The following is a 15,954-nucleotide window of genomic DNA, read 5'->3' on the forward strand; positions in this document are numbered from 1 at the left end:
TATGAAAGACTTATTTGGAGAAATTATTCAAACAAATATTATAGATACAATGAAAAAATCCTACATTGACTACTCTATGAGTGTTATTGTAGGCAGAGCTTTGCCAGATGCAAGAGATGGTCTAAAGCCAGTACACAGAAGGATACTGTTTGCTGCAAGTGAACTGGATTTATTACACAATAAGCCTTATAAAAAAAGCGCGCGTGTTGTAGGTGATGTTATTGGTAAATACCACCCACATGGTGATACAAGCGTATATGATGCAATGGTTAGAATGAGTCAGGAGTTTACCATGAGGTATCCTCTAATAGATGGACAAGGCAACTTTGGCTCAATCGACGGCGACAGCCCAGCAGCAATGAGGTATACTGAAGTAAGATTATCGAAAATTGCAGAAGAACTATTAAAAGATTTAGATAAAGATACGGTTGATTTTCAGCCAAACTACGATGAAAGTTTAAAAGAACCATCTGTGCTGCCTTCTTTGATACCAAACCTCTTAATAAATGGCTCATCCGGGATAGCCGTCGGTATGGCAACAAATATTGCACCTCACAACTTAGGTGAAGTTATAGATGCTTTGCTTTATTACATAGATAGTAAAAGGAATGCTCAAGCCGAAGAGTTAATGCAGTTTATTAAAGGCCCTGATTTTCCAACAGGCGCTATAATAATGTGCGATTCACTTGAAGAAATATATAAAAAGGGTGCAGGAAAAATAAAGATACGCTCTTTGGCTAAAATTGAAAAAGTTGGTAATAAACACGTTATTATTGTAGAAGAAATACCATATCAAGTTAATAAAGCAAATCTAGTAAAGGATATAGCTCATCTTGTAAAAGACAAGCAAATTGAAGGCATAAGCGATTTAAGAGATGAATCAAACAAAGAAGGTATAAGGATTGTGATTGAAATAAAACCTTCAGAGCAACCAGAAGTGATTTTAAACAACCTCTACAAAATGAGCGATTTAGAGGTGAGTTTTAGTATAAATAATCTGTGTTTAGTTGATAATGTACCTAAGGTTTTATCCTTAAAAGAATATTTTAATGTATTTTTGGATTTTCGTGAGCAGGTAATTAAAAGACGCACAATTTATTTATTAAATATTGCAAAAGAGCGCATACATACACTTGAGGGCTTAAAAGTTGCAGTAAGCAACATCGATGAAGTAGTAAGTATAATTAAAAAATCGCTTAATACACAAATTGCCAAAGAGAGATTAAAGGAGCGATTTAAACTAAGCGATAAACAAACAAGTGCTATTTTAGAAATGAGGCTATCGCGCTTAACGGGGCTAGAGATAGAAAAACTTGAAAAAGAATACAATGAGGTGCTCGAGAAAATCAATAATTACGAGAAAATTTTAGGCAATTATAATGAGCTAATATCCATTATAAAAAACGAGTTAAAATATATTAGAGAAAACTACTTAGATAAAAGAAAAACCCAAATCGTAACAAAACTTGAAGAGATAAACAAAGAGGATTTAATAAAGCAAGAAAGACTATTAATAACCTTTTCACATAAAGGCTACATAAAGTCTATACCTTTATCATTTTATAATGTACAATCACGAGGCGGTAAAGGTCGCATAGCCGCAACATTTTCAGAAGATGACTATATTTTGGATTGTTTAGTGCTTGATAGTTTAGATGATGTGCTAATGTTTTCCAACAATGGCAGAATATATTCAATGAAGGCTTATGAGATTCCAAAATCAAGTAATTATGCAAAAGGTAAAGCCATAGTAAACCTTTTAAACCTAAAAAACACTGAACAAATAAAATCTATAAGTGCGTACAAACCAGGAAATGATTATGTTCTTATAACTGAAAAAGGCATCATTAAAAGGATAGCTTCTGATAATTTTACTGACATAAAAAGCAACGGCAGAACAATTATCAATCTAAAAGACGATAAGCTTGTATGTGTAATATCAAATGTATCGCAGTCAGATGAAGTGGTGATATGTACATCTTTGGGTCAATCTGTTAGGTTTAATATAGAGCAGGTGCGTCAAATGGGAAGAGGTGCCTATGGTATAAGAGGTGTAAGATTAGCCCAAAGCGATTATGTGGTGTCTGGTTTTAATCTAAATAATTCTGATGAAAAAATTGTGCTTATTACACAAAACGGTATTGCAAAGGTAATTTTAGCTAAAACTATAAGAAAAGTGTCTCGCGGTGCAAAGGGTGTAAAAATTATTAAATTAAAAGGCAATGATAGGCTTATTTGTGTAGAAAAACTGCAGGAGAATAGCGAAATTTTAATTACGACAAAACTTGGTAAATTAATTAGAATCGATTCAAACCAGTTTAGAGAAATGTCAAGATATGCGCATGGCGTTAAAGCTATAGGGCTTGACAATGACGATTCAGTGGTAAAGGTAAATGTTACGAAAGACCAATATTGCGATATCTAATATACATAACATTATACAAAATATAGACGAAATTTTGCTTGGCATCAAAAGCCAAAGCGCATTAATAAATAAAGTAATAGACCATATATCTGGAGGAAAGCGCTTAAGGCCTATACTTGTTGTTGCAAGCGCAAGGAGTTTAGGTTTTGATCAAGAAGAGATTTTACAAAATCTCGCTTGCATTGTTGAGTACATTCATATAGCAAGTCTGTTACACGACGATGTTATTGATGAGGCAAAAAAAAGAAGAGGTAAAGAGAGTGTAAATAGTGTTTATGGAAATAGGGTTGCAATTATGAGTGGGGATTATTTATATTCCTTAGCTTACAATCAAGTATTAGAGATAGACACAAATATAGCAAAAGAAATTTCAAAAGCAGCATATAATTTGGCGCTAGGCGAGATAACCGAAATAGAAAATTTTTCCAAGATAATAAATCAAGATGAGTATTTTGATATAATTTACAAAAAAACGGCAAGCCTAATTGAAAGTGCGTGTACAAGCGGATGTTTGCTTGCAAAGACAGAGAATGAGCTTGAGCATTTTAGGCACTACGGAAAAAATTTAGGTTTAGCATTTCAAATAAAAGATGATTTAATGGATTATTCAAATGCAGATATTGGTAAAGATAATTTTAATGATATTCAAGAAGGTAAAGTTACGCTGCCCTTGATATTAGCTTTAGGAGAAGATCCTAGTTTAGAATACCACTTAATTGAATATTTTAAAACAAAAAGAGAAGATCATAAGCAATACTGCATAGATTCATGTATAGAAAACGGTATAGATAAAGCTTTTGAGATTGCAAAACAAAAAGCATTTATTGCAAAGGATAATATAAAGCACTTACCAGATAGCATATACAAGGATATTTTAAATTTTCTAGCTGACTATTCTATATCAAGAGAAAAATAAATGACACAAAATTACGATTTAAGTATTGATAATTTATATCTTATTGGTTTAAACTGGAAGACAGCGCCCTTAAAGGTGCGAGAATCGTTTGTATTTGAAAGTGATTTTGTTCATGAGCGCTTAAAAGATATAAAAGAAGCATTTGATATTGCAGAAATAATGATACTTTCAACATGCAACAGAACAGAGATAACAGCTGTTTCAAAACATGATCCGCGCGAGTTTTTAATAAAGTATTTAGCAGGCTATGCAAAGTATGAAACAAATCAAGTAAAAGATTATATTTATACCAAAAAATCAATAGATGCTGTACGTCATACCTTCGAATTATCCTGCGGTTTAGATTCTCAGGTTATTGGTGAAACTCAAATTTTAAGCCAGCTGAAAGAGGCATACCGCACAACAGTAGTATATAACCTAAGCGGTGCTATATTAAACAGGATTATGCGTAAAGCTTTTACTGTGGCAAAAATAGTTCGAAGTCAAACAAATATTCAAAAAGGCCATTTGTCTATTGCAAGTCTTGCAAGCCACACAGCAGATAAAATTTATGGTTTAAATGGCAAAAAGGTGCTCATTATAGGCAGTGGCGATATGGCACGCTTAAGCGCTAAATATTTTTTTGATAAAGGCTCACGCATTGCCTACATTGCAAATAGAAGAAGTGAAACGGTTGACTTTGCGCAAAACTTTAATTCATCCGTAGTTAGTTTGGACGACTTAAAAAAATTATTTAAAAATGTAGATATCATTGTGTCGTGCATCTACACACCAAAGCCTATAATAGAAAATATTGATACAGACAAAAAACTATTGATTATGGATTTGTCTGTGCCTTCTTCTGTTAGCTTATTGGTTAAACAAAACCCAAATGTTACTCTTTTTAATATAGATGATCTAAAGAATACATTTGAAGACAGTGTTTCATCTAAGCAAACAAGTATCGAGCTATCAAAAAAATTTATAGATGAGCAGTTAAACCTCTTCATAGAAGAAAATAACGCACTTGATTATAATAAAACAATCGATACACTAAGACAGTATGCGGATCGCATAAGAAAAGTTGAATTGAAAAAATTTCAAAAGAAGTACAAAACTGATGGAGAGCTACTGGATGCAATTGATAAATTAACCCACTCTATCTTGAATAAAACGCTTCATGAGCCCACTTCAAAAATCAGGCAATTTATAAAAGAACCAGAAGGCGATATGTATGTAGAGCTAATAAGGCGTCTTTTCCATGTTAGTATAGATAAAAAACCAGTAAACTGCTTTTTTTCTGAAAACCCAGACGATGAAAACAATTAAAATTGGTACAAGAAAATCAAAATTGGCCATGTGGCAGGCACAATATGTGGAGAGTTTATTAAGGGAAAAGGGTTATTTGTGCGAGATTGTTGGTATTACCACACTTGGTGATAAGATAGACAAACCCCTGTATGATTTTGGCGGAAAAGGATTATTTACAAGCGCACTAGAAGAAGCCATTTTAAGTAAAACAATAGACATAGCCGTGCATAGTGTAAAAGACTTAAGTGTTAGCCTAAGTGATGAGCTACCGCTCAAATTTACTTTAAAGCGCGATTTTTCTAATGATTGCTTGGTGAGTTTTAAAGGAGATATCGAAAAGCTCCCCCTAATGGCCACTATTGGTACTACTTCATTGCGAAGACGTGTAGAATTAAAGTATATAAGAAACGATTTTGTGTTTGTAGACTTTAGGGGTAACCTAGATACGCGCTTAGAAAAGCTAAAAAATGGCACAGTAGACGCTATAGTTGTATCTAAATCGGGTCTTTTTAGGTTAAGTTTATATGACAGTGCGTATTGCTTTGATTTAGACATAGTAAGCGCTGCAGGACAAGGCGTTATTGGTATACAAACACGCTTAGACGAGTTTGATGAGCTAAGTTTTTTAAACGATCAAACAACGAAACTGTGTGTCGATATTGAGCGTGAGTTTGTTAAATCACTAAATGCGTCGTGTAACTTCCCAATAGGCGCTTATGCTTATTTTGATGAAAATGGAGAATTTTGTTTAAAAACAATGTATGCAGACCCTAAAACATTTAAAAAAATTGACTGTTTCAGGCGCGCGAAACCCAAGCAGGCGCTAAGAGAATGTATAGAATACACAAAAGCTCAAATTTTGTTAATATAGAAATAGACTGTAATTTATCGCTTGAGTTTTTTCCAGACCTTAAAAAGACTTCGTTTTTCGAAAGCACTGTGCCAAGAAAATTTTTGCTAAAAGCTTGCAACAAAACAAAAGAAATAAATCAGGCTCAAGTCATCATAAGTGCTACCATGAACTGTTTACAAACAAAGCCAAAAGTGTTGTTTTGTGCAAATAAAGATGATTTGATAAAATACACCATAAAGTATGAAGATCGCTATGATATATGTCCTGTCAATGTATTTGAGTTTAAACCTCTTGATTTTGAACTGCCAAAGTTTGATGTAGAGCATGTGTTTTTTTCAAGCAAAAGGGCATTTGATTTTTTTGTAAAAAAAGCAGGTATGAGTTTTTTGTGCAACAAAAAAATCTCAAGCGTTGGCAAGCAAACTGCAGATTACATAAAAAGCTATGGCTTTAGTGTAGAACACCCCCAAATTTACCGCTCAAGCGAGCTTGATTTAAAAAGAGCGCTTGTAGTTTGCCCCAAAGAGCACGGCTTGTACGATCCTAAAGCTATAGTACTAGAAGTCTACCAAACTTTAAAAAGCACAGACATTGATTATTACACATATACATGTGATTTTGATTATGCACTTTTGACAAGCCCTATGAGCTTTGAGTACTTAAGAAACGCTGGTTTTAAAGACTACTTTAAGCGCGTGAAAAAAAATATTATATGCATAGGTACCACAACACAAAAAGCAGTAGAAAAATTTGGATATTCTTGTATAATACCACAGGAGTTTACGATTGAGAGTATGTTTAAATTATTGGAGGAGCTAAATTGAACGCAAAAGAGTTGGAAGAATTTTCTTTAACACTTAGAAAGGCAATATTAATTTCTATAAACGCAGCCAGAAGTGGCCATCCTGGCGGTAGTTTAAGCTCAATCGATATACTGAATACTCTGTATTTTGGTAATGTGCTAAATATTGATCCAAAAAACCCAAATGATGAAAATCGCGATAGGTTTGTTTTATCAAAAGGTCATGCAGCGCCAGCTCTATATACCTGCCTTGCCTATAAGGGATTTTTTGATAAAGATTTATTGTATACACTAAGAAAATTGGGAAGCCCCCTGCAAGGCCACCCAGACTCAAAAAAATTAGCAGGCATTGAAGCTTCTACTGGCTCTTTGGGACACGGCATATCAAGCGCTGTGGGTATGGCACTTGCGCTAAAGCTTAAAAAAAGCACTTCGAATGTTTACTGCTTGATTGGCGATGGCGAGATGCAAGAGGGTCTTGTGTATGAAGCACTAATGTGTGCAAGCCACTATCATTTAGATAACCTGTGCGTTATTTTGGACTTCAATGGCTTGCAAATTGATGGGGCAGTAAGTGATGTTATGAATGTTAAACCCGTTAGAGAAAAATTTGAAGCATTTAGTTTTTTAACGCATGAGGTGGATGGTCATAATTATGAACAATTACTAAATGTGTTTGAAAACTTCAAAAGCACTAAAAAATCACAGCCTTTTGCAGTTATAGCCCATACAGTAAAAGGCAAAGGTGTTAGCTTTATGGAAAATAAGTATGAATACCATGGCAAGCCACCAACAGATGAAGAATTAAGTAAAGCACTTGCAGAGTTAGGAGCATAAAATGGAGTATAAGGCGAATAGAGAGGCATATGGAAAAGCACTAGTTGAAGTTGGCGTAGATAAAAACATCGTAGTTTTAGACGCAGATCTTTCCTCATCTACTAAATCTATTGACTTTAAAAAAGTCTATCCTGAACGCTTTTTTAATATAGGTATAGCTGAGCTCAACATGGTAGATATTGCAGCGGGTTTTGCGCTTGAAGGTTTTAAGGTATTTGCCTCAAGTTTTGCTGTTTTTATTACAGGCAGGGCTTTTGAGGGCGTAAGGCAGTCTATTTGTTATCAAAATCTCGATGTAGTGCTATGTGGTTCGCACGCTGGCATAAGCGTGGGTGAAGACGGTGGCTCTCACCAGGCAATATGCGACATATCTTTAATGCGCAGTTTACCCAATATGCAGGTAATTGTACCTGCTGACTACAATGAAACCTACAAAGCAGTGTTAGCTTTAAAGAAACACAAAGGTCCTTTTTATTTGCGAACTTCAAGGGAAAAATCCCTTAACTTTACAACGCATGATTTTGATATAGGCAAAGCCTATATACTAAAAGAAGGTAGTGATGCTTGCATATTTGCATGTGGTGTTGTATTGGAGCTTGCTTTAAAAGCCTCATTAGAGCTTGAAAAAGAAAATATCAATGTGGGTGTCGTGGATGTTAGCACAATCAAGCCTTTAGATGCTGACACAATCTATACGTGTGCTAAAAACTCAAAAGTGGTTTTTACTTTGGAAGAACACTCGATTATTGGTGGTCTTGGAAGTGCCATAAGTGAGTTTTTGAGTGAGAATTTACCAAAAAAGGTTATTAGGTTAGGGATTAATGATAAATTTGGCCAATCTGGCACATCGACAGATTTGTTTTGTGAGTATGGTTTTAGCGTAAAACACATAATAAGTACTATAAAAAAGAGTTTAAAAAATGATTGAGTTTGTTGATGTAAGTAAGTTTTATAGCGATAGGTGCGTTTTTTCAGACGTTAATTTTTATATAAGGGAAGGTCAACTTGTTCAAGTAAGCGGCAGTTTTGCATGTGGCAAAACAACACTATTAAAACTCATTTGTAGATTGGAGAAGCCAACATCTGGCGAAGTAAAAATTTTTGGAGAATCGCTAAACCGCATTAGATATTCAAGGTTGATGCTGCTTAGACGCCATATAGGTGTTGTGTTTGACGATTTTGGACTTATTGAGAATTTGAGCGCTTTAAGTTATCTGCGCCTTGTTACAAAATTACTAAAAAGAAAACAGTATCTAGAAGAAGCTATTGATATGTTTGGTTTGGGCAATCTGTTAAATACAAAAATATTCAATTTATCAATTTCAGAAAAGTATAGATTGGCTTTGGCTCGCATACTTGCTTTGAGAGTCCCGCTTGTGTTGCTTGATGAGCCATTTTCTTACTATAAAAATTCTCAAGAGCTAATTCCTATACTTAAAAAATTAAACGAAGATTTTAAAATGACTATTGTTTTTACAAATTTTACACCAATAGAATCAATTGATAGATTAGATATTTTTAATACATGCAATATGGGTGTGCAATGAGAAAAGATTCTACTAAGCTTGTAATAACTTTTGTTGTATTGATTTTTTTACTTATAATAAGCATTTCGGCATCTATTTTGTACACTGTTAATAATTATCTAGATGCAAGACGCTCAAATGTGCCAGTTTTTGTATTTTTTAAAGACAATGTTACAAAAGATCAGGCTATGAACTATACAAACTCGCTAAAAACATACACACCAATAAAAAGCATAAGGTTTATAGATAAATCCGCAGCTTTATCAGATATCTTATCAAAATTAAATTTGCCTAAGCGCTCACTTAGCGAAAATCCTCTTCCCTACTCATTGGAGATTTTTTTAAAACCTAAGTTTGCAGCAGATCAATCTAACATTAATTCTATAGAAAAAACACTCAAAAAAAGTGATTTGGTTGATGAAGTACGCATCCCAAAGGGTCTTTTTACAAACATCAGTCAAACTTACTCAGCTTTTAAAGAATTTTCTTATGCTTTACTTGGTGTTTTTGTATTGCTTGAAATTATTATATTAGCGCTTCTTTTAAAAATTGCATACGAGAAAAACCTCGATAGTTACAATAAATTAAAACTATTTGGTGTGAAAAGAGCAAGAATTTTCTTGATGTTTTTAAAACAAACTTTTTTATCAGGTATTTTTGCTAGCATATTAGTTATCATTATAGGTTCACTTGGTATGTTTTTTTATATAAATTATGTAAATATTGTACCTAACTATAAAAACGATATCTTGCTTTCTTTTGGCGTAAGTGGGCTAGCAAATATTATTTTATCGCTTATTATCATTACATTTTTGAGTTTATTCGTGTTTTTTATAGAAGATGAAAAAAAATAACAAAACGGAAGCGTTGTGGGAAGCGCAAAAGAAAGGTTTTTTGTGCCCTGTATCTTTAAGGGTTTTTTTAAAGAATCTTATAAGTATAGTATTTGTAGTTTTAATAATAATACATTCAAGCAGCACTGGATGGTGCGCAAGCCAAAAACAGGAACTTGAAAACAAAATAAAACAAATTAATACAACTATTTCAAATAAACAGTATCACTATAACCTTGCAGAAAGAAAATACATAGCCTACACAAATACACTAAAAGAACTAAATAACAAGTTATTGATTTTACAGAAAAAACTCAACGAAAACGAAAAAAATTTAGAAAAATTATCCACTGAGACTGAAGATTTAAACAAAAGCATACAGCAATTAACGGATAAATTAAATCAAGAAAAAGCCAAAAGCTCCAGGTCGCTTAAAGCTTATTATTACTTTTACAATGTTGAAAAATACTTTCCCGAAGGCTTATACTATGAATATATGAATAAAAAAATTGCACATTACTTGCAAGGGCGGATAAAATCTTATATGGAGCATCAAGTCTTGCTAAATGAGCAAAAAAAGGAATTGCTTGCCAAAAAGGCACAGCAGATGAGCCTAATAAAAAAGATCAACGAACAAAAAAATTCTTATGCTCAGCAGAAAAAAACAAACGCCACTTTAGCTCAAGAGGCAGCTAGATTAAAGCAAGCCTATATTAATGATATTGTTAATTTGCAGCGACAAAGAAATTATCTTCAGGTAGTTTTAAACAAGGTTATACAAGAAGAAATTAGAAAACAAGAAGAGCTAAGACGTCAAAGAGAGCTAGAAAGGGAAAGGCTATTAAAGCAAAAACAGCTTAAAAAAGCCGAAGAACTTCAAAAACAAGAAGAAGCCCAAAGCCGTATGCGATTAGAAAACCTGCACGCTGGCCTAAGACCGCCCATAGAAGGTGTCATTGTGGATAATTTCGGTGTTAAAACAAACCCTGTGTTTAATGTGCAAACACGAAACGATGGTATAGACATCAAAGCACTCAATGGTACTCCAGTAAGGGCTATTGCCAAAGGTAAGGTGGATTACGTAGGAACCCTTCCAGGTTTGGGTGGAGTGATAATTATTAATCATTTAAACGGCTACTACAGCATATATGCGCATGTTAACGTAGGGGTTTCAAAAGGCCAAATGGTTCGAGAAGGTCAAGTTATAGGACATTTAAATGGTGATATTTTGCACTTTGAGCTAAGAAAAGGCTCTGTGCCTGTAAACCCATTAAACTTTATCAATAGAAGATACTTAGGAGGTTAGGTTTATGAAAAACCGCTTTTTATTTGCAATAGGCATTATTGTTAGCCTGGTTATTATTATATGCGCAATTTTGAGTTTTCGCGTAACGCCAACGGAAGCTACATCGAATCAATATAACGATTTGAAGATGTTTTCTCAAGTATTGGCGATTGTTCAATCTCAGTATGTAGACAAAGCAAGCCCTTCTGAGCTTATAGTCAATGCTACAAAAGGCATGGTAAACTCGCTTGATCCTCACTCTGCTTTTATGACGCCTCAAGAGTACAAAGACCTACAAGTCTCAACCACAGGCGAGTTTGGAGGTATAGGTACATCAGTTACGCTAAAAGATGGTCTTATAACGGTTATAACGCCAATTGAAGGAACACCCGCTTATAAGGCTGGCATTAAAGCAGGTGATATTATACTGCAGATTAATAATAAAAGCACACTTGGTATGAGCCTAGATGAAGCGGTTAAATTACTAAGAGGCAAAGTAGGAACTCAAGTAAGGCTAGTAATTGGAAGAAAAAATGAAAAAAAACCGTTAATTTTTAACGTAAAGCGAGAAATTATACACATAAAAAGCGTTGATTATAAGGATTTAGACGGCATTGGCTATATAAGGATTATTCAATTTCAAGAAGGTACAATAAAAGCGGTGAACAACGCGTTTACTTCACTTGAGAAAAAGGGTATAAAAGGTTTAGTGATTGATTTAAGGGATAACCCAGGTGGTTTATTGACAGAAGCTATTGGCGTATCAAATCTTTTTGTAAACAAAGGCGTAATCGTTTCTATAAAGGGCAGAAACAAGAGTGACGACCAGGTATTTTACGCAAAAGATGAAAAAGTACCGCATATGCCAATTGCCGTTTTGATAAATTCTGGTACTGCTTCTGCTGCTGAGATTGTTGCAGGGTGTCTGAAGGACCACAAAACAGCTGTAATTGTAGGCACAAGGAGTTTTGGTAAAGGAAGTGTTCAAAGCATTATACCGCTTGAAGATGGATATGCTCTAAGACTTACAACGGCCAAATACTATACGCCAGATGGTCATAGCATACAGGCTGTTGGAATTGTGCCAAACGTTGAGGTAAAACCTGCAAAAGTTGAACCAGAAGACTTTGGATACGCTTTAAGGGAAGAAAATCTAATTAACCACCTAACAAGCAACGAAACATCTTATGCCAAGCCTCAAGAAGTTATACAAGAGCCCCAAACAACGCAAGATTTTCAACTTCTTACAGCTATTAACATAATTAAAGCTCAAATTGCAGAATGGCCCAAAAAATAATCAATCTGCTTAGGAAGAGCTGCTTTGTAGCGCTTTTCCTAAGCGTTTTATTTTTTAACAGCTTCTGTTTTGCTGGCACAAAGGGTAGTATCTCAATCATTATTGATGATATGGGCTATGACCATTATGTGATGCAAAAATTTTTGGAAATAGACTTACCAATAGCTTTTTCATTTATACCAGGCACACCCTTTGACTATATGTCAAATGATTTTTGCAAAAAAGGCTACACTGTTATGCTGCATATGCCTAGTGAATCTCTCAATAAAAGATTAAATGATTATGCGCTTTTGCTTAAAGTATCTGACTCTAAAGAAGAAATTTTGAATAAGTTAAACAAAGCCTTGAAAAGCGTGCCTTGTGCCACAGGTTTTAATAACCATATGGGTTCAAGATTTTTACAAAGTGAAAAGAAAATGAGCGATACTATGGAATTTTTAAAACAACACAACCTATTTTTTGTAGATAGCCTAACGTGCGCCAACAGCGTGGGTTATAAGCTAGCCTGCAAGCATCATGTTGATTATGCTGTACGCGATATGTTTATTGATAACAAAAAGCGCTTTAATTACGTTAAGCAAAACCTAATGACTGCGATTAAACTCGCAAAACAAGGCAAAAATGTCATACTTATTGGCCACGACAATATCGTTGACTATGAGGCAATTATTCACTTAAAGGGTAAACTAAAACCCTACCTTAGGGATATCAAGGAAAATTTAAGACAATGTCAGTAGTTATTTTGGCATTTGATACTTCCTGTGATGATACTTCAGCAGCCGTTTTGGGCGAAAACGAGGAGTCAAGCGTAGTTATCTCCCAAAATTTTATACACAAGCCTTTTGGCGGTATAATGCCTGAGATGGCAGCAAGAACGCATTTTGAAAATATTGATGAAGTTGCAAGAAAGGCTCTCAAAGAAGCCCAATGTAGCATAAAAGATGTAACACATATTGCAGCTACAATTGGACCTGGTTTGCTGCCGTCTCTACTTATTGGTGTGAGTTTTGCAAAAGGCTTGGCGTATAGGTATGGTCTGCCATTGATACCGATAAACCACATAGAAGGCCATATTTTTGCAAACTTCATAGAAAAGAATGTAGACTTTCCATTTATTGTGTTGATTGTTTCTGGTGCACATACGCATTTGTATCTGGTAGAAAGCATTGACAAGTACAAGCTGCTTGGAAAAACGCTTGATGATGCGGTAGGCGAAGCGTTTGATAAGGTTGCAAGACTGCTTAACCTAGAATATCCTGGTGGTCCTATTATTGACAAATTGTCAAAAAGTGGTAATCCCTATAGTTTTAAAGTTCCAAAAGGCCTATCAAAAAAAAATACGATTAACTTTAGCTTTAGTGGTGTTAAAACACATGTCAAAAACCTTGTTGAAAAATCTGGTGAATTGTCAAAAACTTTTGTTTGTGATCTAGCAGCTTCTTTTCAACGCTCTTGCGTAGAAATTTTGTGCGAAAAAACACTCATGGCTCTAAAAAAATACAGTATAAACAGGCTTGTTTTGGCAGGCGGTGTTAGTGCAAACTCGCTGCTTAGAGAGCACATGAGTTTGTTATCTAAAGATATTGGTTTTGAGCTTTTTTTACCTCCCTTGAGCCTTTGTACAGACAACGCACTAATGATTGCAAAAGCTGCTCAGTTTAAATTAGATTTAGCTACATTTGATCTAGACTCTATTGATGCAAATCCATCACTGAGTTTAGAAGAACATTTAAACTAATAATTGTGATTTTATAATGTTAAATACATCGGTGGGTTTAAGTGAAAAAAAACACTTAAGATAGCCATTATTAAGTTCATAGGGGCATTTTTTCCAATTATTGCACGGTTGACAATCAAGTTTTGCTGTTGTTAGTATAGTGTTCTTGTGTTTGGGAAACCAACCAGAGCTAAAACCTACAAGAATAAAAGCTTTTTTCTTTTGGCTTACGGCAACATGACCGCCAAATGAATCATTACCAATAAAAAATTGTGATTTTTTAATTAGACAAGCCAGTTCTTTTATACTTAAATTGCTAAAACTAAAGAATTTTGCCTTCGCGTGAACTTTAATCTCTTTGAGGACCAAGCCTTCGTTTGGCGCCACAACAACAAGAGGTATATATCCTAATTCATAATATACTTTATCGATTAATTGAATAAAATAATCCAAAGGCCAGCTTTTTATCTTTTTTCTTGCTGTTGGCATTACGACAAAAAAATTATTTTTTAGGTTTAGATTTTGTAATAAATTTTCTATTTTATTATCAGTATTTTTATCGTAGTAGAGCTCGGGCAAATATATACCATCATCAATTGTTATACCCAATGGTTTTAACAGTGTTAGCCTGTCATCAACAGTATAGCTATGATTTTCGTGAATCAAAACATTATTATAGTAAAAATTATCTTTGCCTTTAAATGCAATTTTCTTGCTAGCTGAGCTAAGAAAAGTTATCCTTTTGGTTGTTGCAGTTCTTTGAACGTCTATAACTGCATCGTATGAATTTGCTCGTATATTTTTGATTACAGAAAATTCACTAAACAGATCTTTTTGCATAGTAAATATTTCGTCAATGAATGGATTTAATGTCAAAATTTCTTTAGCAGGGTTAGATGTTAAAAAGTCTACTTTTGACTTTTGAATGTTTTCTTTGATAGCTCTTGCGAGTGTGGCTGTTAGCAAAACATCGCCTAATTGCCTAAGTTGAATTATTAATATCTTCATTAGGTTTGTATAAAGCTTTTTGGTATTAATTGTTTGAAAGCATAAATTTCGAAAAGCTTTGCAAAATAACTATTCCATGTGTATTTTGTTGCAATGTTACTCGCGGCTAGAGAACAATTTATACGTTTTTGAGTGTTTGTAATTATTTCTGTTAACTTTTTTGAAAACTCTAATGGATTTGGTTCGTTTATAATCAAATCAGATAAGTTATTCTCAAAGATTTCAGACGCCCCAACCCTTTTAGATGTTATCACAGGAACACCGCATGCCATAGATTCTAGTACAACCATACCAAATTCTTCTATCAAAGCTGGATGGATAAGAACATCTAAAGATTTGAATATATTTTCTACATCGTCTATGGGTTCGATGAAGTTTATATAGCTATATAGTTGTGGATAGTTAGCAAAATAGCTTTTAAAGTTTTTTTCTTTGCCAACCACGATAAAGGAGATGTCATCAAGCAACCGTTTTTGCATATGTGTTAGGGTTTCAAAAAAAATATCAATGCCTCTTTTTTTTAGGTTTCCAGAAGTTACAAAACCCACTATGAAGTTTTTTTTGAGGTTATACTTTTTTATAAAGACGTTTTTGGCATCTGGCTTATTTATAGTGTTGAATTTTTTTGGATCATAGCCAGGATATAGCACGATGGAGTCTTCGTCTAAGACACAATATTTTTGTTGTATAAAATTTTTCATTAAAAGCGAGTTACACACCAATAGCTTAAAATTTTTCTCTTTGAGAATTTTATCATGTATTAAAAAAGCATAATTACTGCTTAAATCTTGCATTTTTGGCACAAATTTATTTTCTAATTCAATTAGATTGTGCATAAAAAGGACCTGTTGATATACAGTATCACCGTTTCCAATGGACAAATCGATATTAGATCTATTACAGAAATCTTTAAACTTATGTGCAAATTGTTCGCGTCTCGTTTTCTTTATTGGATTGAGAGAAAAAAAACGCTTTATTGTAATATTTTTGCTAACCAATGCTTTATTTATACGAGACACATATAAATAAACCCGAGCCCCTTTTGATGAAAAATTTTGGGCTTGCTCTAGCAGTATTCGCGAAGCGCCATTTTTACCCAAAACATTTCTGTTTGATATTGCTACACTGAATGTATTGTTCACAAACAACCTCAAAATTATTTATA

General features: G+C 34.0%; 15 protein-coding genes. 13 read left to right on the forward strand and 2 right to left on the reverse strand.

Features of this window, described 5'->3' with window-relative positions; all coding sequences use genetic code 11:
* Nucleotide 1 precedes the first annotated feature (1 nt).
* Genes gyrA through tsaD form a run of 13 tightly spaced genes read left to right on the forward strand, consistent with a single transcriptional unit; the run spans nt 2 to nt 13,802 of the window.
* Nucleotides 2-2,425: a DNA gyrase subunit A gene (gene gyrA / locus DESAMIL20_RS09500; protein WP_086034612.1), complete on the forward strand. Its 2,424-nt coding sequence runs from the start codon at nt 2-4 to the stop codon at nt 2,423-2,425.
* Complete coding sequence (locus DESAMIL20_RS09505; protein ID WP_086034613.1) at nt 2,394-3,341, forward strand: polyprenyl synthetase family protein; 948 nt, start codon at nt 2,394-2,396, stop codon at nt 3,339-3,341. The genes gyrA and DESAMIL20_RS09505 overlap by 32 nt, the downstream gene beginning before the upstream one ends.
* The gene (gene hemA, locus DESAMIL20_RS09510; protein WP_086034614.1) at nt 3,342-4,649 is read left to right on the forward strand and encodes a glutamyl-tRNA reductase; all 1,308 of its coding nucleotides are present in this window, start codon (nt 3,342-3,344) and stop codon (nt 4,647-4,649) included.
* Nucleotides 4,636-5,502 carry a hydroxymethylbilane synthase gene (gene hemC, locus DESAMIL20_RS09515; protein WP_086034615.1) on the forward strand — a complete coding sequence of 289 codons (867 nt, stop codon included), beginning with the start codon at nt 4,636-4,638 and terminating at the stop codon, nt 5,500-5,502. The genes hemA and hemC overlap by 14 nt, the downstream gene beginning before the upstream one ends.
* Entirely contained in the window at nt 5,463-6,308 is an 846-nt protein-coding gene (locus tag DESAMIL20_RS09520; RefSeq protein WP_086034616.1) for a uroporphyrinogen-III synthase, read from the forward strand. Before hemC ends, DESAMIL20_RS09520 begins: the two co-directional genes overlap by 40 nt.
* Nucleotides 6,305-7,123, forward strand: coding sequence for a transketolase (locus tag DESAMIL20_RS09525; protein ID WP_086034617.1), 819 nt, complete (start codon nt 6,305-6,307; stop codon nt 7,121-7,123). The genes DESAMIL20_RS09520 and DESAMIL20_RS09525 overlap by 4 nt, the downstream gene beginning before the upstream one ends.
* A 1-nt stretch (nt 7,124) precedes the next feature.
* Nucleotides 7,125-8,051 (forward strand): transketolase family protein, encoded by a 927-nt coding sequence (locus DESAMIL20_RS09530; protein ID WP_086034618.1) that lies wholly within the window; start codon nt 7,125-7,127, stop codon nt 8,049-8,051.
* Nucleotides 8,044-8,670, forward strand: a complete 627-nt coding sequence (locus DESAMIL20_RS09535) for an ATP-binding cassette domain-containing protein (protein WP_086034619.1) — start codon at nt 8,044-8,046, stop codon at nt 8,668-8,670. Before DESAMIL20_RS09530 ends, DESAMIL20_RS09535 begins: the two co-directional genes overlap by 8 nt.
* Nucleotides 8,667-9,503 (forward strand): cell division protein FtsX, encoded by an 837-nt coding sequence (locus DESAMIL20_RS09540; RefSeq protein ID WP_086034620.1) that lies wholly within the window; start codon nt 8,667-8,669, stop codon nt 9,501-9,503. The genes DESAMIL20_RS09535 and DESAMIL20_RS09540 overlap by 4 nt, the downstream gene beginning before the upstream one ends.
* Nucleotides 9,490-10,788 carry a murein hydrolase activator EnvC family protein gene (locus DESAMIL20_RS09545; RefSeq protein ID WP_086034621.1) on the forward strand — a complete coding sequence of 433 codons (1,299 nt, stop codon included), beginning with the start codon at nt 9,490-9,492 and terminating at the stop codon, nt 10,786-10,788. The genes DESAMIL20_RS09540 and DESAMIL20_RS09545 overlap by 14 nt, the downstream gene beginning before the upstream one ends.
* A gap of 4 nt (nt 10,789-10,792) precedes the next feature.
* Nucleotides 10,793-12,064, forward strand: a complete 1,272-nt coding sequence (locus DESAMIL20_RS09550) for a S41 family peptidase (protein WP_086034622.1) — start codon at nt 10,793-10,795, stop codon at nt 12,062-12,064.
* On the forward strand, nt 12,049-12,801 hold the full coding sequence (locus DESAMIL20_RS09555) for a divergent polysaccharide deacetylase family protein (protein WP_086034623.1): 753 nt from the start codon (nt 12,049-12,051) through the stop codon (nt 12,799-12,801). The genes DESAMIL20_RS09550 and DESAMIL20_RS09555 overlap by 16 nt, the downstream gene beginning before the upstream one ends.
* Nucleotides 12,792-13,802 carry a tRNA (adenosine(37)-N6)-threonylcarbamoyltransferase complex transferase subunit TsaD gene (tsaD, locus tag DESAMIL20_RS09560; RefSeq protein WP_086034624.1) on the forward strand — a complete coding sequence of 337 codons (1,011 nt, stop codon included), beginning with the start codon at nt 12,792-12,794 and terminating at the stop codon, nt 13,800-13,802. Before DESAMIL20_RS09555 ends, tsaD begins: the two co-directional genes overlap by 10 nt.
* Here tsaD and DESAMIL20_RS09565 read toward each other — a convergent pair.
* Nucleotides 13,794-14,789 (reverse strand): glycosyltransferase family 9 protein, encoded by a 996-nt coding sequence (locus tag DESAMIL20_RS09565; RefSeq protein WP_086034625.1) that lies wholly within the window; start codon nt 14,787-14,789, stop codon nt 13,794-13,796. The genes tsaD and DESAMIL20_RS09565 overlap by 9 nt on opposite strands.
* Nucleotides 14,789-15,931, reverse strand: coding sequence for a glycosyltransferase family 4 protein (locus DESAMIL20_RS09570; RefSeq protein ID WP_086034626.1), 1,143 nt, complete (start codon nt 15,929-15,931; stop codon nt 14,789-14,791). Before DESAMIL20_RS09570 ends, DESAMIL20_RS09565 begins: the two co-directional genes overlap by 1 nt.
* Between the last annotated feature and the right edge of the window lie 23 nt (nt 15,932-15,954).

The organism is Desulfurella amilsii (genome assembly GCF_002119425.1).
In the GTDB taxonomy this organism is placed as follows: Bacteria; Campylobacterota_A; Desulfurellia; order Desulfurellales; family Desulfurellaceae; genus Desulfurella; species Desulfurella amilsii.

Coding starts and splice junctions, on each gene's coding strand:
- gyrA (WP_086034612.1), top strand. CDS start 2: ATGAAAGACTTATTTGGAGAAATTATTCAAACAAATATTATAGATACA.
- DESAMIL20_RS09505 (WP_086034613.1), top strand. CDS start 2,394: ATGTTACGAAAGACCAATATTGCGATATCTAATATACATAACATTATA.
- hemA (WP_086034614.1), top strand. CDS start 3,342: ATGACACAAAATTACGATTTAAGTATTGATAATTTATATCTTATTGGT.
- hemC (WP_086034615.1), top strand. CDS start 4,636: ATGAAAACAATTAAAATTGGTACAAGAAAATCAAAATTGGCCATGTGG.
- DESAMIL20_RS09520 (WP_086034616.1), top strand. CDS start 5,463: ATGTATAGAATACACAAAAGCTCAAATTTTGTTAATATAGAAATAGAC.
- DESAMIL20_RS09530 (WP_086034618.1), top strand. CDS start 7,125: ATGGAGTATAAGGCGAATAGAGAGGCATATGGAAAAGCACTAGTTGAA.
- DESAMIL20_RS09535 (WP_086034619.1), top strand. CDS start 8,044: ATGATTGAGTTTGTTGATGTAAGTAAGTTTTATAGCGATAGGTGCGTT.
- DESAMIL20_RS09540 (WP_086034620.1), top strand. CDS start 8,667: ATGAGAAAAGATTCTACTAAGCTTGTAATAACTTTTGTTGTATTGATT.
- DESAMIL20_RS09545 (WP_086034621.1), top strand. CDS start 9,490: ATGAAAAAAAATAACAAAACGGAAGCGTTGTGGGAAGCGCAAAAGAAA.
- DESAMIL20_RS09550 (WP_086034622.1), top strand. CDS start 10,793: ATGAAAAACCGCTTTTTATTTGCAATAGGCATTATTGTTAGCCTGGTT.
- DESAMIL20_RS09555 (WP_086034623.1), top strand. CDS start 12,049: ATGGCCCAAAAAATAATCAATCTGCTTAGGAAGAGCTGCTTTGTAGCG.
- tsaD (WP_086034624.1), top strand. CDS start 12,792: ATGTCAGTAGTTATTTTGGCATTTGATACTTCCTGTGATGATACTTCA.
- DESAMIL20_RS09565 (WP_086034625.1), bottom strand. CDS start 14,789: ATGAAGATATTAATAATTCAACTTAGGCAATTAGGCGATGTTTTGCTA.